A 24976-nucleotide genomic window follows, 5' to 3' on the forward strand; every position below is an offset into this window, starting at 1 on the left:
CATCAGCGCAAAGCGCCATATAGAGCCGCAAGTTCTTCGCCTTCGACTCGCCGCCATGAGCCTTCGGGAAGATCCCCGAGCGAAACCGCTCCGAAATCCGTGCGATGAAGCGACGCGACCGGATGACCTATCGCCTCGCACATCCGCCGCACCTGGCGCTTGCGCCCTTCGTGAATGCGAATCTCGAGATCGGCCCGCTTTGCGGGATTGCCGCATGTTCGAAGCAGCTTGACATGCGCGGGCAGCGTCATTCCATCGTCGAGTTCGATTCCCCGACGAAGCCGCTCGAGATCTTTTTCGGCGGGAACGCCTTCGACGCGGGCGATGTAGCGCTTCTCGACGTGGCTTTTGGGATGGAGCAGGCCATGGCCCAGCTCGCCATCGGTCGAAAAGAGCAGAAGTCCCGTAGTATCGCGATCGAGCCTGCCGATGGGATAGAGCCCGGGATAGCGGTCGGTCGGTACGAGCTCGGCGACGCAGCGCCTCCCCTGCGGATCGCTCATCGTCGTAACCACATCGGAAGGCTTGTTGAGCGCAATCGTAACCGCCTCGTCAGACAGACGCACCGTGATGCCGTCCACCGCAACTTCATCGACAAGCGGATCGACCTTGCTTCCAAGCTCGGTGACGACCCGTCCGTTAACGGTCACGCGTCCGGCGGTCATGAGGTTTTCCGACCCGCGCCTGCTCGCCGCGCCTGCCCGAGCGAGGAACTTCTGCAGCCGCATGGGATAGACGCGCTCTTCCAGGACACCGCATCCAGGCTCTGCCGAAGAGTCGGGAGACGCGAGGCCAGCCGACATGGGGTCATCCGCGTTTCCGGGATCTTGCACCGATTCGCTATTCTTCAAAGGTGAGCTCATCGAAATCGATTTTCTCCACCACACCGAAACCCGAGGCCATGGCGGCGGCGAGCATCGCCTGACCCGAAGGTTGTCCGCTGTCGAGTTCCTCGCGCCCGACGCGCGCCCCGTCGTCCTGCGCACCGTAAGCTGCACGTTTCGCATCGTCTTCCGCGCTCTCGGCCGCGCACTCGCCTTTCACAGCGCGCTCGTCGCCTTCCCCGACGTCGCCGGCGCGTCTGTCCCCCTGCGCGTCAGTCGCGCGCTGGGCCATCTCGTCGATGTCGAACTGCGCCTCGAAATCACCGTATCCGTCTTCCCCATCGACCGGCGCGTCCGAGCGGGTTGCGCTCAGGCGCTCGCGGATGAAGGCGCGCGTCTCGTCATCGGGCGCATACTCGGCAATATCGGGGAGATCGGCCGTCGAGCGCAATCCGAACTTCTCGAGGAAGGTGCGCGTCGTCGCGTAGAGCGTCGGGTTACCGGGCGCGTCTTCGGTACCCGCTTCGCGCACAAGTCCCTTTTCAACAAGCGAGTTAATCGAGCTGTCCGAGTTGACGCCGCGCACCGACGCCACGCCGGCCCGCGTGATGGGCTGGCTGTACGCCACGATGGCGAGCGTCTCCATGGCAGCTTGGGAAAGCTTGCGCGTATCCCATGAAAGCACGTAGCGCTCGATGAGCTCGTGGTATACCGGATGGGTGAAAAGGCGCCATCCGCCCGCAACCTCGCGCAGCTGTATGCCGCGATTCTCGTCTTCGAGCTGAGCGCGCAAATCCACAAGCGCGCATTCCACTTCGCCCGGCTCCACTTCGAGCATATCGGCAAGCGTGATGGTGCTCACCGGCTCGTCGGTTACGAAGAGCATCGCCTCGAGCGCGCCCCTCAGCTGGTAATCCTGCAACCCTGAAAACAAAATCACTCACTCCCTATCGAGGTAATGGCTTCCTCGCCATCGAAAATCAGTTCGCCCGAGCCCTCTATGAAAGCGATGTCGATATCCCCGAACGAGGTTTCCTGCCTGATCGTCACCATGGACCGCTTGTAAAGTTCGAGGATCGCCAAAAACGTGACGACCACGATGGGCGCAGGCGTCTGCGCATCGACCAAATCGGAGAAGCGCAGCTGCTTGCTGTTCTTGACGCGCTGATGGATAGCCCGCACATGCACTTCGACCGGAATGGGCTTGGCCGCAATGTGCTCCGATTCCAGCAGGAAAATATCGCGGCGCGCGTACATTTCAGCGCACAGGTACGCAAGCGCATCGAGCGTTACGCGCTCGAGGTAATCGGGTACGAGCGAAAGGAAGTTCAGATCGGGGCCGAAGGGCCGCGCATGCATGCGCCCTTCCGCCACGAAGCGCGCATGGAGCCCCGCAGCCGCGTTCTTGAACTTCTTGTACTCGAGAAGCCTCTCGACCAAAATGTCGCGGGCTTCCGAGGCCGGTATTTCTTGAAACTCTTCGGAGACCGCCGACTTCTCCTGGGGGATGAGGCTTGCCGCCTTGATCTCGAGCAGAGTCGATGCCACGAGCAGAAAATCGCTCGCTACATCGAGATCGAGGTTCGACATACGCGATACCTCGGCGAGGTACTGATCGGCTATTTCGGTGATGGAGATGGCGCCGATATCGACCTTCTGCTTGCTTACCAAATAGAGCAGCAGATCGAACGGGCCCTCGAAGCTCTCTATGCGAACCTTGTACGACATGGCAGGCTTCCGCTATCAGATAAGCCCGGGCGGGAACAAGAGGCCCGCAAGGTTGTACGCCGTCGCGTCGAGATACACGCCGATGGGATTCACGTGCAGAACGTAGGGCACGAGAATCACGACGATCATGAATATGGGCAGCGCATACTGCTGGATGCGGTAGTACTTCGGCAAGTATTTCGCCGGAAGGATGAATGCGAAGATGCTCGACCCGTCAAGCGGCGGGATGGGCAGCAGGTTGAAGAACATGAGGAACAGGTTGATCAGCCCGAACATCGGCAAGAACAGGTAGTAAAAGTACATGAACAGCTCGTTTTGCACCGCAAGGCCATAGGATACCGAAGAGAGCGCCCAGGCCACGATCGCCGCCACGATAGCCATGACCAGGTTGGCCGCAGGACCCGCGAGCCCCACAATGAGATCGCCCTTGCGCGGATCTTTGAAGTAGCGCGGGTTGTAGGGCACGGGCTTGGCGTAGCCGAACACCGGCATGCCCATGAGCATGAGCAGCGCGGGCATGATGACGGTGCCGAACGGATCGATGTGCTTGAGCGGGTTGAGGGACAGACGACCCTGGCTCTTCGCCGTGGGATCGCCGAGCCGATATGCGGCGAACCCGTGCGACACCTCGTGAAACACGATGGCCGGCACGAAGCTCAAAACGCTGCAGATGAGATATGGGATATCGATTGCGTTAAACATAGTGGTTGATAGTCTACCCTGAGTGCGCGCCGCCGAAGCCCAAGCGCAGAAAATTTCACAACTGGTCGAGCACGACGCCGGTCCGGCCCCGCAAAGCCCGCAGCTGAAAACAGGTCTGCGGGTAAAGAGGCGGCGGCACGGCGCGCGCAGGGCGGTTTCGCGCGCGTTCTCGACCGTGCGCGGCAATCTGATGATTTTCGTGCGCTTCGGATTGTATTCAAGTACTTCCCTTACCGAAATCACCTCGAAAATGGCTGTCAAGGCATGCTTCTGTCAGAACCAAGCGCGCTCAGTATCTTCTTACTTTTTTGTGAACAGGGGAAACGCATTCTCCCTTGCCCGAGCAACACCGAAAACCTCTCTTGCAAGGCCCAAATGGCAACAGAAGCTTCCCTTGACCGCCATTTTCGGCAAGTTTTCAGGCAGGAAGCCATGGGCGTGACCGATTTCGCACGCAACCTCGCGACTTCGGAGGAAGCTTGCGCAGCCGCCCTCGGAGGAGCTTGCGCAACCGCCCTAGAGCCTTGACGGCAATAGGAATTCGAAACCGCGCCCGAGAAAACGCTCGATCCCGCACAGCGCCCGCCCGTTTACATCAAGCCGGAAAAACGCCGCTGCCGCAAAACCTCGTACGCTCCGATGGCGACGGCGTTCGAAAGGTTGAGGCTGCGAAGCCCGTCGCGCATGGGAATGCGCACGCATTGCTCCTTATGCGCAGAAAGAATATCTTCGTCGATCCCTCTGCTCTCCCGCCCGAATACAAGGAACGGCTCCGCACCGTAAGCGGTTTCGGCATACGAGCGGTCGGTGCGACCCGTGAAGAAGTGAAGTTCGGCCTTTGCGTGCTCTTCGAGAAACGCAGCCGTGCACGAATGCCGAACGATTTCCACCTGGTTCCAATAATCGAGTCCCGCACGCCCAAGATGCTTTTCGGTCAAGCGAAACCCCATGGGTTCGACCAAGTGGAGCACGGCTCCCGTACAGGCGCAGGTTCGCGCGATGTTTCCCGTATTCTGAGGAATCTCGGGCTCGAAGAGCACGATGTGCAAACGCCCGGCCGCAACGGTGCGATCCCGAAAGGCGCCCCCCTCGCAATCCATCACGCATCCTCCTGCTGGCGGCGCAACTCCTCTTCGAGCTCTTCAGTGAGCGTGAACCATTCCTCTTCGGCGGCGGCAAGCCTCTGTTTGAGCTTGGCATGCTCGGCTATCGCGTCGCTCGATGCGTCTTCATTGGTGTAGAACGACGGATCGGCCATAAGCTCCATGAGCTCGTCCATGCGCACGTTGTCGGCTTCCATCTGACGATCGAGCTCTTCGATGCGCTTGCGATGGTTCTTGAGCGCGGCGTAGGCGCGGTTGCGGGCCTCAGCCTCTTTGCGCTTCTGCTCCTTGGTTTTCGGCGCGCTGCCGCGCGGAGCGGTCAGCTGGACGGCTTCGGCCGCTTCCTCGGGTTTCGCCGATTCTCCGCGCCCACGGCGGTTCACGGTGACGACGGTCGCCTTCGACGCCGCCTTTCCGCCCTTGCCCTTCGAAGTCCCTTTCGCGGAAGGCCCCTTGGAACCCGCAGAGGCTGCATCGCCGATCATTTCATCGACAAGCGACGAGCCTTCGGGTCGTTCGCCATCGAGCTGTCCGCTCTTGAAGAGATAGTAATCGTAATCGCCGTCGTAATTGGTCACCTTGCCGGGCTGAACTTCGATGATACGGTTCGCAACACCGCGAATGAGATGGCGATCGTGCGTTATGAACAGGATCGTCCCCTCGAATTGACGCAAAGCCTGCTCGAGAATATCGGCGCTTGCGATATCAAGATGGTTCGTCGGCTCGTCGAGACAGAGCAGCGGCGTGGGCGCGACGAGCATCTTCGCCAACGCAAGCCGGCTCTTCTCGCCGCCCGAAAGCACGCTGACCTTCTTCTCGACCGCATCGCCTACGAAAAGGAAGGCGCCGAGCAAGGTGCGCACTTGGGAGATCGACCACCCGGGGGCTACGCGATCGAGCTCTTCGAACACGGTGTTGCCCGAGTTGAGTTCTTCGAGCTGATGCTGCGCATAGTAGGTCTTCGTCACGTGGATGCCGTAGTCGATCGTTCCGGCATCGGGCGCGAGCGCTCCCGCCACCATCTTCAGAAGCGTCGATTTGCCCGCCCCGTTGGGACCCACAAGCGCAACTTTATCGCCGCGGTAGAGGGCGACGTTCAAATCGTCGTAAACCACATGATCGCCGAAGCGCTTCTGCACGTGCTCGACGCCCACGACCTTATCGCCGGTACGAGGCGGCTGTTTGAAGTTGAAATGGACCTTCTTCTTCTCTTCGGGAATCTCGATGCGCTTGATCTTCTCGAGCTTCTTGACGCGATCCTGCACCTGCTTCGCCTTGGTTGCCTTGTAGCGGAACTTCTCGATGAACGCCTCCATATGGGCGATCTCCTCGGCTTGCTTTTCAGCGGCTGCCTTCAAGCGCTCGATATGCTCCTCGCGGGCGCGCAGGTAGGCAGAGTAGTTGCCCTTGTAAAGCGCGACCTCGCCGTTGTCGATTTCAGCCACGCGATCGACCATGTTGTCCATGAACGCGCGGTCGTGGCTGACCACGACGACGGTACCGGCATAGCCGCGCAGAAACCCCTCGAGCCACTTCACGCTTTCGAGATCGAGATGATTGGTCGGCTCGTCGAGCAGCAGCACCTCGGGGTTTCGGATGAGCAGCTTCGCGAGCGCGATGCGCATCTGCCAGCCGCCCGAGAACTCCGTCGTCGAGCGCTCGAGATCTTCTTCCTTGAAGCCGAGACCGAACAGCACGCTTCGCACACGCGGCTCGAGCGTGTAGCCGCCGAGCGATTCGTACATGTCGCGGGCGCGCCCGCATGCGGCGAGCTCCGCCTCGGTCGGATCGTCGCCGAGCGCATGCTCGAGACGGCGCAAATGCTGTTCGGCGGAGAGAATCTCCGTCTGCGAAGATATAACCTCCTCGAAGATCGGGCGATCCTCCATTTCGATCGCCTCTTGCTCCAAGTAGCCCACCGCAGCGCCCTTCGCGAAAAGCACACGGCCCTCATCGGCGTCTTCTTCGCCCGAGATGATGTTGAGCAACGTGGTCTTGCCTGCTCCGTTAGGGCCCACGAGCGCAAGCCGATCGTGCTCTTCGAGGCGAAACGTCACGTCGGAGAACAGCACGCGGCTGCCGAACGCCTTGGAGATATGTTCGAGTTGCATAATCACGAGGGCATATGGTATCGGTTCGACCGCTTGAGCGCAAATGAAAACGTTTGATCGAACCGAGACTGCACACGCTTTGCACAGAGGAGCTTCGGCGAGCCGCGAAAAACGCCCCCGACCGTCGGTCAGGGGCGTTCATATGCGCATCAGTTTGCACGCGGTCTCAAAAGGCGGCGCAGATTACGGAAGAAACACTGAGCATTTCTCGCCTTTCTCAGCCATTTTGACGGCGAGCTCTTCAAGCGTGCCGTACTCGATGACGTCCGAAAGGCAGTGCAGGGCGCACGCTGGAACGCCGCCCGCCTCAACGCGGTCGGCGCAGAGGTTGCAGTACGTCGTCGGAACGGGAACGAACTTGGTCTCCCACTTTCCGTCGAGCTTCTTCCAGGGACCGAGCTCTAAAAGCTTGATACCCCATTGACCCTTCGGAAGACCGAGCTCGTTGCGGCATGCGATCTCACAGGAGTGGCAGCCCGTGCAATATTCGTTGTCTATCATCAATCCATATGTAGCCATGGTAATCCTCCTTCCACCTTCCCGTCGCTAGCCTTCGCTGCGATAGATCTTGCAGGGTATGGCACCGTAATGGGAGCCGAGGCCCAGCTTGCCTATCTCCTTGTGGGGCATGAGCTCGTTGATGTTCGACTTCCAAACGCTATAGAGCTCCTTGTCTTTGTCTTCGGGATACCACCAACCGTGATCGCAGCTGATAACATCCTCTTTCACGACCGGGGTGATCTTCGCGACCATCTTGCAACGGCCCCACGGATTCTCGATGTACACCCAATCGCCCTCGTGGATGCCGTGCTTCTCGGCCATGGCGGGATGAATCTCGACGGTTGCGTAGGAATGGATCTCGCGCAAGGACTCGATCATGCGATGCTCGGTATGGAACGACGTCACCTGACGGGCGCCCGTCACGAACGTGAGCGGGTACTCCTCCGCCCATTCGGGACGCGAGATCTTCGAGAAGCGCGGCTCCTCGTAGTACGGTAGGGGATCTTCGCCAAGGTGCTGCATAACCGTGCTGTACAGTTCGACGCGTCCCGTCGGAGATTTGAACCCGGGTTTGCCGTCGGCACGCAGAAGCCCGAGCTCGTACTGCTTGTACGGAACCTCGTACTGACCGTACACCCATTCCTGTAGCGTGGGGTAGTCGATGTCCGCATCGGGAATGGATTGGATCTTATCGGTCAGATAGCTCTGCGTATCCTTCCACTTCACTTCGCTCGGGTCGCGATCGGGGTTGATGCGATGATCGATGTCAAGCATGATCTCGAGGTCGGATTTGCATTCGCCCTCGGGCTCGAGCACCTTCGTCAGCGCATTGAACTGACCGGGCTGGTTGCATCCGTGGAACGTGACCAGACCCTCATGCTCAAGCGCGGTGGATACGGGCAAGACAAGGTCGGCGAGCGCCTGGATGGTGGGGTTCATGAAGATGTCGGTGGCGACGCAGAACTCCTTGTGGCGGCACGCCTCGAGCCAACGCATCGGCTGCTGAGTAATGCAGGACGAGATGAAGTTCGAGCTCTGAATGAACAGGTATTCTATGGGATACGGGCTTCCCGTAAGCAGGGTGTCAAGCGTGCAGTCCGGCTGCGTCGTATTGATGATGAAGTCCATAGCGGGATACTGCTCGTGCCCGGCGATGGGAATGGGGTTCTCGTCTTCCTTCTGCACCGTCATGCCGACGCCGCCGCGGCCAGTGGACCCGCCGTTTTTCATCGTCTGCCCGAGCTTGACGCCGCCGGGAATGTCGAGGTTGCCGCAGATTGCGAAGATACCCCAAACCGCATGGCCGATCTGGATGCAGTTCGGGTTCTGGTCAACCTTCAAACCAACCGAGGCAGTGCAGGGCTTTTGGGCCAGGCAGCGCGCCGCCGCCCTGATGTCGTCGGCAGAAACGCCGGTGATCTCCTCGGCCTTCTCGGGAGGCATCTCGCGCATGCGCTCGGCGTACTCGTCAAAGCCGTAGCACCAGTATTCGATGAACTCGTGGTCGTACAGATCCTCCTCGATGATGACGTTGTTCAGAGCCATCGCAAGCGCGGTGTCGGTACCGGGGCGCAGCTGCAGATGATATTCGGCATGCATGGCAAGCCAGCTCGCACGCGGATCGGCGACGATCAGTTTCGTGCCGCGCTTCATCATGTCGATGACGCTGTGGCCGAACAGGCCGTCGGGGTTCGACCAGAGCGGGTTGCGGCCCCAGACGAGCATGTACTTCGGAAGCTCGTAGCGAGGATCGTCGTAGCGGTCTTTGAAACCGAATGCTCCGTCGTATTCCACGTAAGCGCACCCGAGAACCCAGTCCATGGCGGTCTGACGGGGAATGATGCACGACCAGCCTCCGTTGGCGTGAATGGCAGTGCGGCTGTGGAACACCTGGTTGCACAGCTGGAACTGGTAGGCGCTTGCCTCGCGGCCCGTGCCCGTCCACACCGAGATGCTGTCAGGACCGTACTTCTCGCGGATCTCCCAGTACTTGGAAACCAGGATGTCGTACGCCTCGTCCCAGCTGATACGCTCCCAAGCATCGGGATTGCCGCGCTTGTCGCGATCGCGCTTCATCGGATACAGCAGGCGATCCTCATGGTAGTAATACTCGGGAAGCGTCAGGCACCGCACGCACAGGCGCCCGTTGGTGATCGGCTGTTCTGGGTCGCCCTCCACCTTTACCAGCTTGCCATCTTTCACGAATACCTTCAACCCGCATCCGACGCCATGGCACCCCGGAGGCGACCATTGGGCGGTACGGAACACCTTGGTGCCGTCGGCAAGCTCTTCGACAGCGGGAGTGTCCGAAACTCTCCGTAACTCACTCATCCTGCATACTCCTCTCCTGTTTAGCACTCGTTGTCCCTTGCATTGCGCATGCGTTCCGTCGCCGCATTCACACGCGATTTCCGGTGCCGCCTGCGCCTGGCACTGGGTCGATCCGGCCGAAACGCCCCCGCCCGTCCCTTCCCGTGCCGTATCTCCATCTTCGATCCGAAGTGAAATCCTGCCATCTGCTAGAAGGTATGAAAGTGCCGATCAAACGCACTTTTCTCAACGTCCCAGCTCCAGCTTTCCATCCTATGACTCTCAGTACTAGGCACCCGATCCCCCGCGTTTGTACTCGATGCGCTCGCTGCCGCAGCATGCGCACTTCTTCGGATTCTCCCCGGGCTGTATCTCTCGACCGCAATCGATGCAGACGAGGACCATGGCCGCAATGGGAAGATCGGGCATCGTGCATTTCCCGCAGTGGTTGCATTCGTAGCATCCAGCCATCGCTTCCGCCTACCTCCCTTCCCTTTCGGCTTTCGATACCTTTTTGCGCATGCGATTCCTGTAGAGAACCTCGACGACGGCGAGCGCGGCGAACCCGCAGGCGCCCACGAGCATCCCCGCCGAAGCGGTCGCCGACGAGAACAACGCCGTTTTGAGCGCCGTCACAACGATCGGCGAGAACGTGATGCCGATGTTGACGAACACGAGGCCGAGCGATATCGCCATCGTTGCGCGCTTTTCCGCTTCGTTGCTCAAATAGTAGATGGTGCTCACCTCCTGGATTCCCGACCCGAAGCCAAATAGGATCCCACCGAGCATGAGCATGGGAAACGACGTGCTGAACGACGCGATCGCCAAACCGATCGCCAGGATCGCAAAGCCGAACGCGAGCGTCCTGTCCTTCATGACTCCCGAAAGCTTTCCATACGTTATCCCCAGTACGAACGCCACCAGATAGTTGAGCGACGTTATCTTCGACACGTCGGCCGACGTTCCCATATCTTTCTCCCCGACCATCATCGCTATGTTGGAATGAAACGCGAACGAGAACAGAGCAGCCACCATGAACAGGAGAAGCAGGTAGACGACCTTGGGTGTGAACAGCTCCTTGATCCCATCGGCCTTGTTTTCCCTGTCGATGAGCTTCCGTTCGATCCCGCCTTTCGGCAAACGAAAGAACGTAACAAGGAAAACGGGGATGACGGCTAGGTAAACCAAGTATGCGTTGCTCCATCCCGTCAAGGCGAGATACCCGACCACCAGCGCGACAACCGCCGCGCCAACGTAGTTGGCCGCCTGCTTGAACCCGAGCACCTTGCCACGCTGCGCACCAGACCATCCCTCGCAGATGATCGCCGAGGCGAGCGGATGCATAAGCCCCTGAGCGATGCCGATGAGGGCGCTGCTCGCAAACAGGATGTAGATGCTCTGCGCACGGAACAGCACCGGTATCATGCCGCCGACAAACAGGATCGCCAGCGCGACAAGCCCGATCGAACGCTTCCTCACATACGACGCGAGAAATCCCGAAAGAAGCATAGCGGGGATGGACAGAAGCGAAGGCACCGACAAAACCATCTGTATGACGACGACGGGAACGTCGGGAAACTGCTCGCCTATCATCGCCAACACTGACGAAAATGCACTGAACGCGCTGTCGAACACCGCAAACGAGCAAACCGGGATCAGCACGATCGCATGTTCAACCTTGAAATACGAAATGATTCCTTTTATCCACGAATGCATATCCCCCACCTAATCTCACCTATGCGCGCCGACGAGGCGGCGCTTGATCTTGCGGCTCGTTCACCTCAGGCCGTCGACCTCCTCGCCGCCCTGTACGCCAAAAACGCAAGCAGCGACAAGAGAATCGCGATCGCGTTGAATGCGAAGGTCGCCGGAGCGCCCCATGTCTGCAGCACGAAACCCCCCAGAACCGGACCGAGACCCATTCCGATGTCCGGCCCGATGTAAAACGTGTTCGCCGCCCTCCCGAGCTTCCTCTCGTCGACCCCCCTTACTGATTCCGCCTGAACGGCCGCATAAGCCGACGCCTGCCCTACCGCCATGCAGGCAGCCGCAACGCAAACGGACAGGGCGGAATGAAAAACCGACAGCTGAACCATGCCCGCCATCGCGACGACAAGCGCGGGCACAACGACCACCGACACGCCGTAGCGATCGCTGACCCTGCCGGCCAGAGGCTTCGAAGCCAATGTAACGACTGAGTACACGACGAAGTAGAACGGCGCGCCTTGAATCGATCCCTGCTCGCCCATAAGCACGAGGAACGTGTTGTTCGTCCCCTGAGCGATCATCATGAGTCCGGCTACGACCGAATAGGCGACCGCAGGCCCATAAAACATCTTGCTCGGCTTGAACAGATTCGCGAAGTTTCCGATGCGACGATGCACATCCTTGCGCCCCGATGCAGGCTCCGGCGCTTTGAACGCGATCGCAAGAAAGAACCCGACGATAAGCAGGCAGGCGGACAGAACGTACACGGAGGAGTACCCAAGTGACGAACCCAGCGACGATCCGATCGCCGGGCCGAGCGCACACGCCAAGGTGTAGGCGATGCTCAGCCACCCCACGCCGCTTCCCAGCGATCCTTTCGGAACGACGAGGGAGGCCATCGAGATAACCAACGTCGATTTGAAAGCGAAGGCGAAGCCCTGCATAGCGCACCATATGGCGAGAGCGAGCGTCGTCGTCGCGGTCGCGCAGCCGAGCGCGGAAACCGCGAAGATCGCGGAAGCCGCCACAAGGAGATTCTTCTTGCTGAAGACATCCGAAAGGGACCCGCTTATCGGACGTATCGCCATGGCCGCCGTTGCAAGGAGTCCTGCGATGAAACCAGCCAGGGCGACCGACGCGCCGAGTGAAACCGCATAGCTTGCCGTGATGGGCCTCGTAAGGTACAACGCCATCTGCATGACGGATTCCATGAGGAGCACGTGAACGTATTTGCGATTCCACAACCGCTCGGGAGACATTTCGGCGACATCCAATCTCTTCGATCATTGCTCGACGTTCAACCGCGAGCGGCACGGCGCATGCGCGCTTTCCGTCACGGCCGCGCATCGGTCAGCCTTTCGCCTGCACAGCGGATACCTCCGCCGTCTCGACAAGCCAGCTTATGGCCTTTATCCTTTTCGCGGCTCCCTCGACCAGATGGAACCTGCCGCTCTTCCTCAATTCCTCCTCGTCAAACGATTCGGACCCGAACAGCTTCGCATGCGCCGTTTCGAGGTCTCCCCGAACAAGCTCCATGCCCCGTCCGTCGAAGAGGGCTTCGAGAGCGAATCCCTGCCTGAGGCTTTCCCCTGAACGGATGAGCATCTTCATGCTAAATTCCTGCTCGTTGGTCTTCTCTTCCTCGAAGTAATCATCAAGGGTCTTGCCGCGAGCCGCCAGATCCCGCTCCAGCTTGTCCATCTGGGCCTTGTACGATGCCTGATAGAAATCATCGTTGATGTCCCCTTGAAGGCGTTTCTCCAGCTCAATATTCGCCAAATGGGCCTTCGTATCCTTATCGAGGACGAGAGCGTCGAACTCCATATCGCGGCGCAGCCCGTTGAGAAACTCTCCGACCGACGAAACGCGGGGGAAAGCGCCTTGCACCCACTCGTCGGTCAGATCGGGGGCCATCTTGCGCTGCTGACTCAGCACCGTAACCGTAGCAACGAACCGATCCACGTCGTCGGGGGCAATGGACCGCGGGCGTTCAACCTCGTAGCGTATCGTCCGCGTTTCGCCCACATCCATGCCGATCATCCCTTCGACGAAAGGCGCGGGCATAGACTCCCCGTCCACGTCGAGAATCATGCCCTTGCCCGACAGGCGAACAACCGTCTCGTCGCCGAGCTTCGTCATGACATCGACTTTCACATGGTCGCCCATGCGGACGGGACGAGGATCATCGTCAATGTATCGCGCATGCTGATCGAGAAGATTTGCAACGCGCTTTTCAAGATCTTCGTCGGAAACAATCGTCTCGTCCATCTCTATGCTCACCGGCTCGTACGAGCTCAGGCTGAGATCGGGACGCTCGACCACTGCAAGGGAGTACGAATACGGGACACCTTTCTCGGGATATTCGAGCGCGTGAATCTTCGGCGTTAGCGCGGGGGTAACGTCGAGAGCACGCAAAGCATCGCTCGTTACCCGGCCGATGACGAAATCGCGCCGCAGCTCCCTGAGGTGCTTGGCCGGAAGAGAATCCGAAAGCCGGTCTTCGATCTCGGACCACGGCAACCGCTCGTCGAGATTTCGGCAGCTCGCCAGCACCTCGTAGAACTCGCCGAGCAGCTCGTCGACGTCATCCGAGGACACTGACACCTCGATCTCAAGAGCGCCTGCCGCCCCCGCGGCCTTCTCAAGCCGTTCGAAATTCATGGTTTACCCCCGTATCCGCAATTTTGAATTCGCAGTCGATCCTGCAGCTACTTCGCCAACTCCATAAGGCGCGAAACGTCGTCGACGTCTTCCAGATGCCGAACGGCGTCGATGATCGCCTCGACCGTCTCGTCGTCCATGGCGTGCCTCGCATAAGAAGCACAGTCCCGGAACTTGCGCGCGAGGTCGGACCACTGCATTCGGTTTTTAGGATGACCGTACACCGCATCGACCCGACGCTCGAAAACGCGCCCATCCTCTAAATCGATGCGCACCTTTCCCGGCAGCATGGTCTTCGAGAGCGTGCTTTTCAGGCTTTCGTCGTATTCGTATACGGTTTTCGAGCACAGATCGAGCAGCAGCGGATCCTTCAGCGCCTCGAGGGAGAAATCGCCGATCTCGATTTTCCGATAGGCGATCGCCTGAGCAACCGTGAAGGGCAGGCTCAGTTTCGCCCCGGGTATCGACGGCGGGTTTTTCCGCGCATCCTCTGGCTCAAGACAGCGTTTCACGTCATCGGCGGCGTAGTAGAGCGTGACCCGCTCCACCGCCGTCGCATCGATGTCGTTATCCTTCGCCAAACCGAGTGCCGCATCGACATGGGAGTTCGTAAAACGGCAGCACGGCCACGGCTTGATGGACACGCCCGCACCTTCAAATCGCTCTCCCATGTCGGCGAATGCGCTCTGGTCGAAAACGCCGTCGTAGTAGACGGAGAAAAAGCCCGCCTTACCGCCGAACGTTTCCTTGAGGCCGGGAACGCCGTTTTTCGCAAGCAAAGCGGAGAGAACGCCCGTCATGTTGGGAAACATCCCGTACAAGCCGCGCAGCGCACCGGACTCGATGACGAGCTCTTTCGTTCCTCCCGCCCTGTTGTAGGCGATGCCGAGCGCATTTTCGGTCTCTTCCGCATTCAGGCCGAGCAGCTTGGCCGATGCGGCGGTTGCCGAAAACGTGCCGAGGAGCACGGGAAGCATCCAGAGCAGCCCTTCGTTTTCCTGTGGGTTGGAAACGGCGAAACCAAGCCGGCATATGAGATCGTTGCCCACCGCCACTGCGGCTATGAGGTCCTTGCCCGATGCGGACATGCTTTCGCCTACCGTAAGCGCTGCGGGAACCACCGACGCGCTCGGATGGACAAACGCATCGTCATGGGCATCGTCGTAATCGATGCTGTGGGCTAAAGAACCATTCGCCATGGCTGCAAGCACTTCGTTTCCGCGCTTTCCGAAGCCGACCACCGTACACGTGCCAGCGCCCCCGAGCGTATCGAGGAGCCCGACGACGCCCTCGACGCCTTCGCCCGCTCCGCTTCCCGCAAGCATGCAGCCCAGCGTATCGAGGATCGCCATCTTCGAGGCTTCGACAACTTCGTCGGGAAGCCGATCGTAATTCGTATCAACAATAGTGCGAGCAAACATCGATCCCAAATCCATGACCTTACTCCTTCTGTCGCCGTAAGTTCGTACGCGCCGTCTATTGCTTCGGCGCTCCGGGTGCACTCGGCGGCTTCGGAGCCCCGGGAGCTTTCGGCGCTCCGGGAGCCGCAGGCGCTCCGAGGGCGCCGGGACCGCCTGGCGCCGAGCCCACTTTCGGGGCGCTGGGAAGCTTCGCCCCGCACTGATCACATGCCTCGTTATCGAAATCGTTTTGCGCGCCGCACTGGGGGCACTTTTTGCTCATATCGATTTCAGCTGGCCTGAAACACATATCGGATACCTCTTTCTTTTCCGTTTCCATACAGCCTCGGCAGCCGTGCAGCACCGCTGCCGAGGCCCTTTACCGTTAAGCCGATGCGTCGGCTTTCTTCGAGTCTTCCCTTTGCGCAAGATCCGCTGCAATCTGCTCCATCTTCTTCGGGGGAAGGCGGTATCCGAAGAAGAAGGCTACAAACGCAATGGCGAACGCGACCGCCGGTATGAGGCAGATGATGTTTATCATGCCTTGAGCGAGCTCGGGCGACGCCTCCATGCCTGACACGAAGCCGATTGCGGCCAACCCGAAGCCCGTCAGAGCGCCCGCAACGGCGTTTGCGATCTTCGGGCACCACTGGAACGTAGACATGATGAAAGCCTTCGCCGTCTTGCCGTCGCGCCATTCGCCGTATGCGATGGCGTTAGATTGCATGCCCATCATTGTGCCGTTCATGAAGTTCATACCGAAATACGCACCACAAATGCACACGATGAACGCCATTTCACCCGAAGCACCGACAAAGTAGCAGAAGATCATCGATACGCAGGAAATGCCGATGCCCGCCAGATACGTGATGCGGATACCGAGCTTGCGCGCAATGGGTTCGGAGACGAACGTCGCGATCAAACCGGTGATATTCGCCGCCGTAAGCATAACGGCGGCCATGGCGACGTCGCCGAATGCATAGGTGAACACGTACATTGCCATGCTCTGGATGGTCATCTGCGCAATGAAGCGGATGATCTCGGAGAACAGGCCGATGATGGCGGGTAGGTTCGTGATCCAGTACTTGATCATCTCGAGCAACCCGACTTTCTCGCCCGGGTCGATCGGAGCAACCTTCTCGCCGCGCTTCTTCGCCGCAGCTCTTTCTTCGCAGAGCTTCTGCGTCGGATCCATCCCGTCGATGCGCTTGTACATGACGATGAACATGACGATCATGATGACACCGAAGACCAAAGCCAGCACCGTAAAGCCCATGGGTCCCGCGTTCTGCGCATTCTCACCAGCAGGGACGCGGTACACCAATCCGTTGATGGCGAGGATGGCCGGCAGCGAAATCGCTGCAAACAGAACCTTGACCAGCATGTTGCCCTGAGCCTTGCGCTGCGAGAGCAACGTGCGGTCGGCTTCGGTGCGACTGATCACCGGGACAATCGATGTGGCGGCGATCATGAAGAAGCTCGAGAAGAACCCCCCTACGATCTGGAAAAATATCATCCACGCCGTCTTTGCACCCATGTCCAGGAAGCTCGGATCGACAAACGTCATGAGCAGGCAGACGAACGTTGCGGGCGGAGCGATGAGAAGCCAGCTTCGATACTGACCATGCTTGAGCCATACCCGCTCGATAATGATGGCGGCAATGATGACGAAGAACCATTCCCCAACGCCGGTCACCGCTTTGACCGTACCCATGACGGTTGGTTCCAACCCGCAGATCTCAGTCAGAAAATACGACCAGTAGTTGCTGTTCATCTGATTGAAAGCCGTCCAAGTGAGCATGCCGAGACCGTATATGAGGCCAAGAGCCTGCGTCACATTGTTCCTGACGGCATGCTCGACCTTCTCCCCTAATGAAGCTGTTTGTGCGCTCATGAAACCCCCTTTTGATAAGCGATGAGCGTTTCCCGGCGCCTCCCAGCGCCGGGAAAACACCTACTGAACCGAATACAGCACCATGCGAGGCTTGGTAACCTTCTTCGCAAGTTCCTCGATGGGTCCGAATTCCATAACAAGCGATTGGCAGTGGTGCACGCAGGCGGGAACCTTGCCCGCGTCGATGCGGTCTTGGCACAGGTCGCATCGCTGTGTGGGCATGGGCAGATAATCCCATTCCCAGGTATCCTCATCGAGCTTCCAAGGCCCTATTTCGGCGAGCTTGATCCCCCACTCGCCCTCCTTGAAGCCCTTTTCAACCTTGCAGGCCATTTCGCAGGTATGGCAGCCCGTGCAGAATTCGTAGTCGATCAAAAGACCATGTTGCGTCATGAGTCCATCCTCCTTTCTCGGTTTGGCTAGTCAGCCTTGTACACTTTGCAGAGCTGCGTTTTATACGAAGACCCGTATCCGCTCGGACCGAAGTCCCCTTGCACGGTCAGGCAGTTGATGTTGGATTCCCACAATCCGAACAGCGAAGGCTCCTCCGGATCCTTCTCGGGGAACCACCAACCGTGCTCGGCGCTCACCACTCCCTTGAGCATGGTGTCGGTTACATGAGCGCGCAGCTTGCACGAACCGTGCGAGTTCTCGAGAACGGCCCAATCTCCCTCTTTGATTCCGGCATTCTCGGCATCGATGGGGTTGATCTCGAAAATGGGGTCGGGATGGAACTCGCGCATCGATTTGAGCTGACGATGCTCTGAATGGAAGAACTCCCACGACCTACGTCCGGTCGTCAACACGAGCGGATACTGCTCGAACAGCTCGGGCGTCGAATAGGGGCTCTCGGGCGGCTCTTTGTGGTACGGAAGCGGATCCATGCCGACGTTGTTGTACATATTGCAGAACAGCTCGACGCGGCCGGAGATCGTGTTGAAGCCGAGCTGCCCATCGAAGCGAAGCTTGCCGTTGCGGAACTTGTTGTATTCGAACTTCGGATAGATGATGACCTTCTCGCGAAGCTCCTCAAGGCTGACTTCGATTGGAACGGTGGCCATGTTGTTCGTGCAGAACTCGAGCATCTCGGGCACATCGTCCCAGTAGAACAGATCGGGATTCATACGCTTGCCGAGTTCGAGCATCATCTGCTCGTCCCCGATCGCCTCCCCGGTCTGCGTAACTTTCACGATGGAGCGCAAAGGCGTGTACCAGCCCCGAACGCCATCGCGCTCGCAGCTCATGGCCATCGGAATGAACAGGTCGGCGCACGCCATAGCCGTCGGAGTCATGAACAGGTCGCACACCACGACATGATCCATCTCTTTGTATACATCGTATACGCGACGCGCCTGGCCGGCCATGTTGGTAAAGGCAGTCGTGCTGCACAGGAAAAGCATCTTGACGGGATACGGCTCGCTCGTCTCCGCAGCATGGAGAATCGCCTCGGGAACCGCATGCCCGCCCTTGCCGATGGCGTTGAGCGCTCCCCAATTGCCGTCGTCGCCCAAACGGTCTTTGCGAACCTCGGGTCCAAGCTGCTTCGATACGTTCTCGCGGATATCGCTTTGCACATATCCGAAGTCGATGGCAACGAAACCCCCGGGGTTATCGATGTTGCCGGTGAGAATCTGCACCGAGGCGATAGCCTGCGAAGTGCCGTTCGCCCACTTCGTCTGATCGACGGCAACGCCCCACTGCAGCGTCGTCACACCGGCGTTGGCGATCAAACGCGCAGCTTCGTATATCTTTTCCTCGGGCACCCAACACAGCTCGGCGGCCATGGCGGGAGTGTATTCCTTAACGCGCTCTTTGAACTCGTCGAACCCGTAGCACCAGTACTCCACGAACTCATGATCGTAGAGGTCCTCTTCAATCATAACGTTGCAGATGGCCAAAGCGAGCGCGGCATCGGAACCAGGGCGAACCTGAAGGAACATCTTCGCATGCGCGGACAGCCACGTAACCTGAGGGTCGACGACGAACAGTTCGCTGCCGCGACGCATGCAGTCGATGATCCAATGCCCGTAGAAGCCGTCGGCGTTGGCGCGGATCGGATTGTTTCCCCAGATTATGAACAGGTCGGGACGACGATATTCGGGCTCGTCGAACCGCTTCTCGTTGAGCTGGCCGCAGTCGGCGATGAACGTAGAGCCGAACAACGCGTTCATGGCCTGCATGCGCGGCGTATAGCAGCAGTTGCCGGCAAGGAGGCCCGCGTTGTCATTCGGCGTGCCAAAGCCGCCGTGCCCGAGAACGTTAGACTGCCAGGTGGCGTTTCTGCCCGTACCCGCTCCGGTGCAGATCGACTTCGCACCGTATTTTTCAGTCGTATCGTTCACCATCTCGATAACAAGGTCATACGCCTCGTCCATCGTGATCTGCTCCCATTTGTCGTAGCCGCGATCCTCCTTCGCACGCTTCATGGGATGGATGATGCGATCGGGATGGTACACCGCCTCGACCATTGCAAGACAGCGCATGCACAGACGGCCATCGGTAACAGCCGAATTGGGATCGCCCTCGATCTTGACCAGCTTGCCATCCTTATCGGTATAGAACAAGACGCTGCAACCTTGATGGCATCCCGGCGCGGACCACTGACAGGTACGCGTAACGGTCAGATCGCCTTCTTGGTATTGCCAATCCTTTTTGTACACATGCGGATCAAAGCACTCCCTCATGCAAAACTCCTTTCAACATCGTCATAGTTACTTGACACGCTCGCCGTTCTTTTGAGCGCGCGCCCAGATTCCAAGCATGATCAGGTTTTCGCTCGATATCACGTTGTCGTCCCCCACTTTGTGATACGTCATACGTGCCTGCAGCTCTTCTGGGTCGCGGAACTCGTATCTGACATACAGTTCGCCTTCGTAGAGGTACGCCTCCTTGGTCTCCAGCAAGTCGAGAGTCGGCGCATATTTGTCCAACACCTCTTGATCTGCCATTTGAACCTCCTTACAATTAAGCCGTCCGATAAGCCTGCCCTATAAATGCTTTTGACCCCCTTCTCCGCGAGCAACGATGCATGTACGAACCTGCAATTCGAACCATGCAAACTGACGGGATGAGTTTTTCATCTCGATGCTTTCGACACATCTGTTGTTGGATATGATTAGCTTGTTCAGAATGCGACTCTGGATACTATCTGGGCGGAAAGGCGGGGGTATGACTCAGGGTATTAGTTTTGAGAACAACCAGGTAAGTGGAGGGTTTTCAGAGAAAACCGCGCTCGGGATCGTCGGTTTCACGCTTTTCACCGCAAGCAGCCTGACAAGCATATACAGTCCGGTGTTCTTCACGGCGACATCCGATTCTTCAACCGTCGTCGGCGGATTGCGCAGCATCATGTTCATCAGCATGGCACTCGTATTCTTCGCCATGTACCGCCTGGTCAAAAAACGCGACTCCTTCGTCAGATCAACTCCCGTCAGAACAGGTTTTTTCGCGATGCAGCTCCTGCTGCCGACGACCATCTTGATCGAACGGCTATCCGGCATCGAAATGCCCCTGGCGCTTGTCGCCGTAGCGTGGGCATGCTGGGGCGTTTCGAACGGCTTTTTTGCCTGCGCATGGGTTGACGGGCAGGGAAGCATCGACGAGTCGTACATAACGAAGATAAGCTTCTGGTCGTTCGCGCTCGGCAGCTGCCTGGTGATCGGCATGTCGGCCATGTCATCACCGACCAACATCATCGCCATAAGCGTATCGGTTATAGCCTCGTTCGCGTTTCTGATGAGGGCGTTTTCCCATGGCTGGGTGCAAACGGACATCCACGACGACGAATGGCTCATCGAGAAGAGCAAATTCAACCGCAACGGCTCCTACATCATGCTCGTCGACGGCATCCTCATCGGCGTCGTAGCCTGTTTGATCTTCTATTCGATCAAACGAACCGGCCTCACGCCCGCCATCTTGGGCATCGCCCTTCTCAGCACGGCGCTCCTGTTCTTCATACTGCGGGCCCGCAGCCCCGAACTGCTTTCGCTCGAGCACAGCCAGCTCGTGTTTCTTCCCATAATCGTCTGCGGATTGCTGTTCATGGAGTTCACGGAAGCACCCTGGCAGCTCATATTCTCGCTCGTGTTGTTCGTCGTGCTCTATCTTTTCGATTTCACGAATTCGACCGTGTTGTCTCTCAGGGGAAACCTGCTATCCGTCTCCGCATGCTACTGCTTCTCGAGAGGCCGCCTCTTCATCGTTGCCGGTCAGGGCATAGGATGGGCGTGCGGCGCTTTCCTCACCACGGAACTCGGCATGATGACCATGCCGGCGTTCATCATCGTCCTTGTCGCCTCGGTATGCCTCTACATCACCGTCGCCGCAATCAATCCGAACAAATACCCGCTCATCGTGAACAACGACGAAGAGCGCTTTTCCAATGCCGAGACGAACCAAGAGCCAGCAAGCCCAACCGTCATCGAACGCCCCTACAAGCGGAAATGCTCGTTCGCTGCCCAGAAATACGATCTCACACCGCGTGAGGGCGAGATACTGTTCTACCTCGCCAAGGGGCGGAATGCCAAATACATAGCCGATCAGCTCTTCGTCGCCGAACGAACGATCAAAACGCATACGTATCACATCTATCAGAAAATGGGCGTGCATTCGCAGCAGGATCTCATAAACATCGTCGAAGACGAGACATCGCCCGAAAGCTGAACAAGGCGAACCCGCCCGTCACGCGGAAACCCAACCCCCTGGGCAGCAGGCGAATGCCTACTCGTTGGACTTGAGGCTTTCCACCATGTCGATCTTTGCGAGCTTGCGCCGCATGGCCAGCGCTACGAGCACCGAGAACAGCATCGTGAGCACGAACGCGATAACATAGCTCGCCGCATGGATCTCACGGCCGAACATCACCTGATCGACTTCCGCGGTTACTACGACGAAGTTTTCCATCACCACGCCGAAAACCAAGCCGACCAAGCAGCCGATCACGGTGAGCAGAATGATCTCTCGGAATATGTACGCGTCGACTTCGCGCGTTGTGAAGCCGAGCACCTTAAGCGTCGCAATCTCGCGCTGCCGTTCGGTGATGTTGATGTTCGTCAGGTTGTAGAGCACGACGAAGGCCAGGGCGGCAGCCGCGACCACGAGCACGACGACGATCGAATTCACGCTTCCGAGCATCTTCTCGTACGAATCGATGGTTTCGTCGTTGAAGCCGACGGTCTTCACCGATTCAAGCGAAAGCAGCTGGTCGCTCATAGTCGAGCGCAACGCCGAATCGGAGGTTGCTTTCGCGAAGATCGTCGTGAACTCGGGCGCATCGCCTGAGACCCGCTCGTAAAGCTCGGGTGTCATGAACACGTACTGGCTCACGTAGTTCTCCATAATGCCCGTAATCGTAACGGAACAGCCCTCATCCGTCGTGTTCCCAATGGCATCCTGCTTCGAAAGCAGCAGGTCATCGCCCACACCGAGGCCGAGCTCCGTCGCAAGCTTCTCGCTCACAAGCACCGCGTCGCCCGACAGCTCGAGAGACGTCTGCCCCACGCGCTCGCGCATGGTCACGAAGTCCTGGAACTGCGCGGGGTCTTCGGGCACGATCACGTGGACGATCTGATCTTTCCTGTCCGGAGCGCTCGCCGTCATGGGCGTGGTATCGGCATAGGTGTACGCGCCGATCACATCGGTATCTTCCATGATCTCGCGAACGGCATCCATATCTTCATCGGTCGGCTCTTCGACAAGCCCGACAGTCGCGTTGTACTGATATATCTGTCCGAACTGCTTGGTGATGATATCGTTGATCGCATCGGAAAGACCCAGACCGGTGAGCAGCAGCGCAGTGCATCCGGCGATTCCGATGAGCGTCATGAAAAATCGCTTCTTGTATCGGAATATGTTACGGAACGTCACCTTCCACGAGAACGACAGGCGCTTCCACACAAAACCGACGCGCTCGAGAAGAATGCGCCTGCCCGCCTTAGGGGCGCGCGGGAGCATGAGAGTTGCAGGGGGTTCGCGCAGCGTCGATATCGCGGCAGCCGCCGTCGCGGCAAGCGTCACGCCGACGCCAAGGCCCGCCGACAACGCCGCGATGGCAGGGTCGATCGGGGTAGGGGCGGCCGGAACCGTGTAGATGATGCCGTAGGCGTTCATAATCACCGCAGGCAGCACCTGCGAAAGCGAAACGATGCCGATGAGCGCGCCCGCCCCGCTCGCAATGCCCGCGTAGGCAAGGTACTTCAGGGAAATTCGCGCCCTGCCGTAACCGAGCGCCTTGAACGTTCCGATGAGCACGCGCTCGTCTTCGACCATGCGCGTCATCGTCGTCAAGGCGACAAGCGCAGCAACCAGGAAGAAGATGAAGGGAAACACCTGCGCTATCTGATCAACGCGCTGGGCATCCGATTTGAAGCTTTCGGCGCCGACGTTTTTCGTTCGGTCCATGATGTACCATTCGGGCGCGTCGACTCCGTCGATCTTCGCCTGGGCATCGTCGATCTCCTTTTGGGCATCGGCAAGCTTCTCATCCGCTTCGGCCTTCTGGCTCTCGTACTCGGCAAGGCCTTCTTCGTATTCTGCCAGACCTTCTTCGTATTCCCGTTTGCCATCTTCATAGCGCTGCTTTCCCGATTCGAGCTGAGCGCGCCCCTGATCAAGCTGCACCCTCCCGCTCGACAGGGCCGATGCGGCCGAATCGAGCTCGGACTGCGCTGCCGCGAACTCCTCTTCAACAGCCTGCTTTCGAGCGGCGAATTCCGAACGCGCCTTCTCGAGCGCAGGGATGCCCTGACTCAACGCCGCCTGGATCTTCTTCACGTTCTCGTCGAGCGCAGCAACCGTGGCCGCAAGCTCGTCGTAGCCGGGATCGCCCGGCTGCATGCCCGCCAGCTGCTGCTGCGCAGCCGCAAGCTGGGGCTCAAGTTCGGCAAGCGTGCTCTGTGCAGTATCGAGCTGAGCCTGCTGTTCGTCGATGGTCGCCTGCACCTCGTCGAACCCCGTCTGCGCTGCAGCGCGCTGATTCGCGAGCTCGGCAACTCCCACATCGTAATCGGCCTGTCCCGATGCGATCGCCTGCTCGTTGGCCGCGATGGCCGCCGCAGCCTCGTCGAGCTGTGCCGGCGTTGCGTCAAGCGTTTCCTTCGCATCATCGAGCTGGGCTTTCGCGTCGTCGAGCTTCTGCTTCGCCTCGTCGAGCCGAGCATTTACATCATCGCGCTCCCGCTCGAAGTCCTCCTTGTTCCGATCGAGTTCGTCTTGCGCCTCCCGCTTGATTTCTTCAAGCCTGCGCTCTTCCCCAGCTGACGCGATCGCTTCGATCTCCTTGAAAACCACGTCGACTTTTTCGGCGTATGCCGACGAAGAGCCGCGCTCGTCCTTCGCATCGGCAACGGCAACGTAGACTTCGGTGTAGGGCTGATCGTCCTTGAATGCCGATTCGGGCACGTACATGTACTGGGCAAGCGCCCCGCTGCCGAGGCTTGTCGTTCCGAGGCTTCCCGACGAGGTGTAATACGAAGACCTGACAAACCCGGTAATCGTGAAGCTTTTCGCATTGAGCGCATCGCCGAGATCCTGCGACCCTTCGGTCAGCACAACCGTATCGCCTATCGAAAGGGGGGCAGCCATAACCGCATCGGCGGAAACGACGCATTCGTCGGGTTGCACCGGCCACGTCCCCTCGACGAGCAGCGGACGATTCAAGTAGTTCGAATCATCGGAAACGGCGGTAACGCCGTCGGAGGTATCGCTCGCCTGAGCTGCGGCGACATCGAGCGAATGGATGCGCACCGTTACTTGCTCGCCGCCCATGAGAGACGTTGCGTCGATCTGGTAAGCGGGCATGACGCCCGAAACGCCGTCAACGGCTTTGAGCGCATCGACGTCATCATCGGTCAGGCCCATAGTCGAAAGCATGCGGATATCGTAGAGATCGGTGCCGTCGTAATACGTATCGGCGGCGAGGTTCATATCGGGCGCCGTCATGCGAAGCCCGGCATAAAACCCCGTCCCCAACGCGACGATAGCCGCGATCGCGAGGAAACGCCCCCACGAATGCGAGATCGACCGCCAAAAATCTTTA

At 58.9% G+C, this 24976-nt stretch carries 19 protein-coding genes; 1 reads left to right on the top strand and 18 read right to left on the bottom strand.

Annotated elements, in window-relative coordinates:
- Positions 1 to 2: 2 nt before the first annotated feature.
- The 17 genes from C1719_RS09230 to C1719_RS09315 form a co-directional block, all read right to left on the bottom strand.
- On the bottom strand, positions 3 to 728 hold the full coding sequence (locus C1719_RS09230) for a pseudouridine synthase (RefSeq protein WP_245874576.1): 726 nt from the start codon (positions 726 to 728) through the stop codon (positions 3 to 5).
- Positions 729 to 840: 112 nt separating this feature from the next.
- Positions 841 to 1764: an SMC-Scp complex subunit ScpB gene (gene scpB / locus C1719_RS09235; RefSeq protein ID WP_245874464.1), complete on the bottom strand. Its 924-nt coding sequence runs from the start codon at positions 1762 to 1764 to the stop codon at positions 841 to 843.
- On the bottom strand, positions 1761 to 2552 hold the full coding sequence (locus tag C1719_RS09240; protein WP_102374836.1) for a segregation and condensation protein A: 792 nt from the start codon (positions 2550 to 2552) through the stop codon (positions 1761 to 1763). Before C1719_RS09240 ends, scpB begins: the two co-directional genes overlap by 4 nt.
- Positions 2553 to 2567: 15 nt before the next feature.
- Positions 2568 to 3254 carry a site-2 protease family protein gene (locus tag C1719_RS09245; protein ID WP_102374837.1) on the bottom strand — a complete coding sequence of 229 codons (687 nt, stop codon included), beginning with the start codon at positions 3252 to 3254 and terminating at the stop codon, positions 2568 to 2570.
- Positions 3255 to 3844: 590 nt separating this feature from the next.
- Positions 3845 to 4354, bottom strand: coding sequence for a tRNA (cytidine(34)-2'-O)-methyltransferase (locus tag C1719_RS09250; protein WP_102374838.1), 510 nt, complete (start codon positions 4352 to 4354; stop codon positions 3845 to 3847).
- Entirely contained in the window at positions 4354 to 6474 is a 2121-nt protein-coding gene (locus tag C1719_RS09255) for an ABC-F family ATP-binding cassette domain-containing protein (RefSeq protein ID WP_102374839.1), read from the bottom strand. Before C1719_RS09255 ends, C1719_RS09250 begins: the two co-directional genes overlap by 1 nt.
- A gap of 177 nt (positions 6475 to 6651) precedes the next feature.
- Positions 6652 to 6987 carry a 4Fe-4S dicluster domain-containing protein gene (locus C1719_RS09260; protein ID WP_102374840.1) on the bottom strand — a complete coding sequence of 112 codons (336 nt, stop codon included), beginning with the start codon at positions 6985 to 6987 and terminating at the stop codon, positions 6652 to 6654.
- Between the two features lie 27 nt (positions 6988 to 7014).
- Positions 7015 to 9300, bottom strand: a complete 2286-nt coding sequence (locus tag C1719_RS09265; RefSeq protein ID WP_102374841.1) for a molybdopterin-dependent oxidoreductase — start codon at positions 9298 to 9300, stop codon at positions 7015 to 7017.
- 267 nt (positions 9301 to 9567) lie between these two features.
- The gene (locus C1719_RS09270) at positions 9568 to 9750 is read right to left on the bottom strand and encodes a P-loop NTPase family protein (protein ID WP_102374842.1); all 183 of its coding nucleotides are present in this window, start codon (positions 9748 to 9750) and stop codon (positions 9568 to 9570) included.
- 9 nt (positions 9751 to 9759) lie between these two features.
- On the bottom strand, positions 9760 to 10995 hold the full coding sequence (locus C1719_RS09275; protein ID WP_102374843.1) for an MFS transporter: 1236 nt from the start codon (positions 10993 to 10995) through the stop codon (positions 9760 to 9762).
- Positions 10996 to 11060: 65 nt separating this feature from the next.
- Entirely contained in the window at positions 11061 to 12260 is a 1200-nt protein-coding gene (locus C1719_RS09280) for an MFS transporter (protein WP_146007876.1), read from the bottom strand.
- Positions 12261 to 12336: 76 nt separating this feature from the next.
- Positions 12337 to 13647, bottom strand: coding sequence for a trigger factor (locus C1719_RS09285; protein ID WP_102374845.1), 1311 nt, complete (start codon positions 13645 to 13647; stop codon positions 12337 to 12339).
- Between the two features lie 47 nt (positions 13648 to 13694).
- Positions 13695 to 15083, bottom strand: coding sequence for an MmgE/PrpD family protein (locus C1719_RS09290; protein ID WP_102374846.1), 1389 nt, complete (start codon positions 15081 to 15083; stop codon positions 13695 to 13697).
- 349 nt (positions 15084 to 15432) lie between these two features.
- On the bottom strand, positions 15433 to 16941 hold the full coding sequence (locus tag C1719_RS09300) for an MFS transporter (protein WP_102374848.1): 1509 nt from the start codon (positions 16939 to 16941) through the stop codon (positions 15433 to 15435).
- A gap of 60 nt (positions 16942 to 17001) precedes the next feature.
- Complete coding sequence (locus C1719_RS09305; protein ID WP_102374849.1) at positions 17002 to 17334, bottom strand: 4Fe-4S dicluster domain-containing protein; 333 nt, start codon at positions 17332 to 17334, stop codon at positions 17002 to 17004.
- Positions 17335 to 17360: 26 nt separating this feature from the next.
- A complete protein-coding gene (locus tag C1719_RS09310; protein WP_102374850.1) occupies positions 17361 to 19625 on the bottom strand; it encodes a molybdopterin dinucleotide binding domain-containing protein in 2265 nt (754 codons plus the stop codon).
- Between the two features lie 27 nt (positions 19626 to 19652).
- Positions 19653 to 19889: a hypothetical protein gene (locus tag C1719_RS09315; protein WP_102374851.1), complete on the bottom strand. Its 237-nt coding sequence runs from the start codon at positions 19887 to 19889 to the stop codon at positions 19653 to 19655.
- Positions 19890 to 20109: 220 nt separating this feature from the next.
- Between C1719_RS09315 and C1719_RS09320 the strand changes: the two genes are divergently transcribed.
- On the top strand, positions 20110 to 21603 hold the full coding sequence (locus C1719_RS09320; RefSeq protein ID WP_180963545.1) for a response regulator transcription factor: 1494 nt from the start codon (positions 20110 to 20112) through the stop codon (positions 21601 to 21603).
- A gap of 57 nt (positions 21604 to 21660) precedes the next feature.
- Here the strand turns inward: C1719_RS09320 and C1719_RS09325 are convergent, their stop codons facing one another.
- A complete protein-coding gene (locus tag C1719_RS09325; RefSeq protein WP_245874465.1) occupies positions 21661 to 24879 on the bottom strand; it encodes an FtsX-like permease family protein in 3219 nt (1072 codons plus the stop codon).
- Between the last annotated feature and the right edge of the window lie 97 nt (positions 24880 to 24976).

It is taken from the genome of Raoultibacter massiliensis, from assembly GCF_900199545.1.
GTDB classification, from domain to species: domain Bacteria; phylum Actinomycetota; class Coriobacteriia; order Coriobacteriales; family Eggerthellaceae; genus Raoultibacter; species Raoultibacter massiliensis.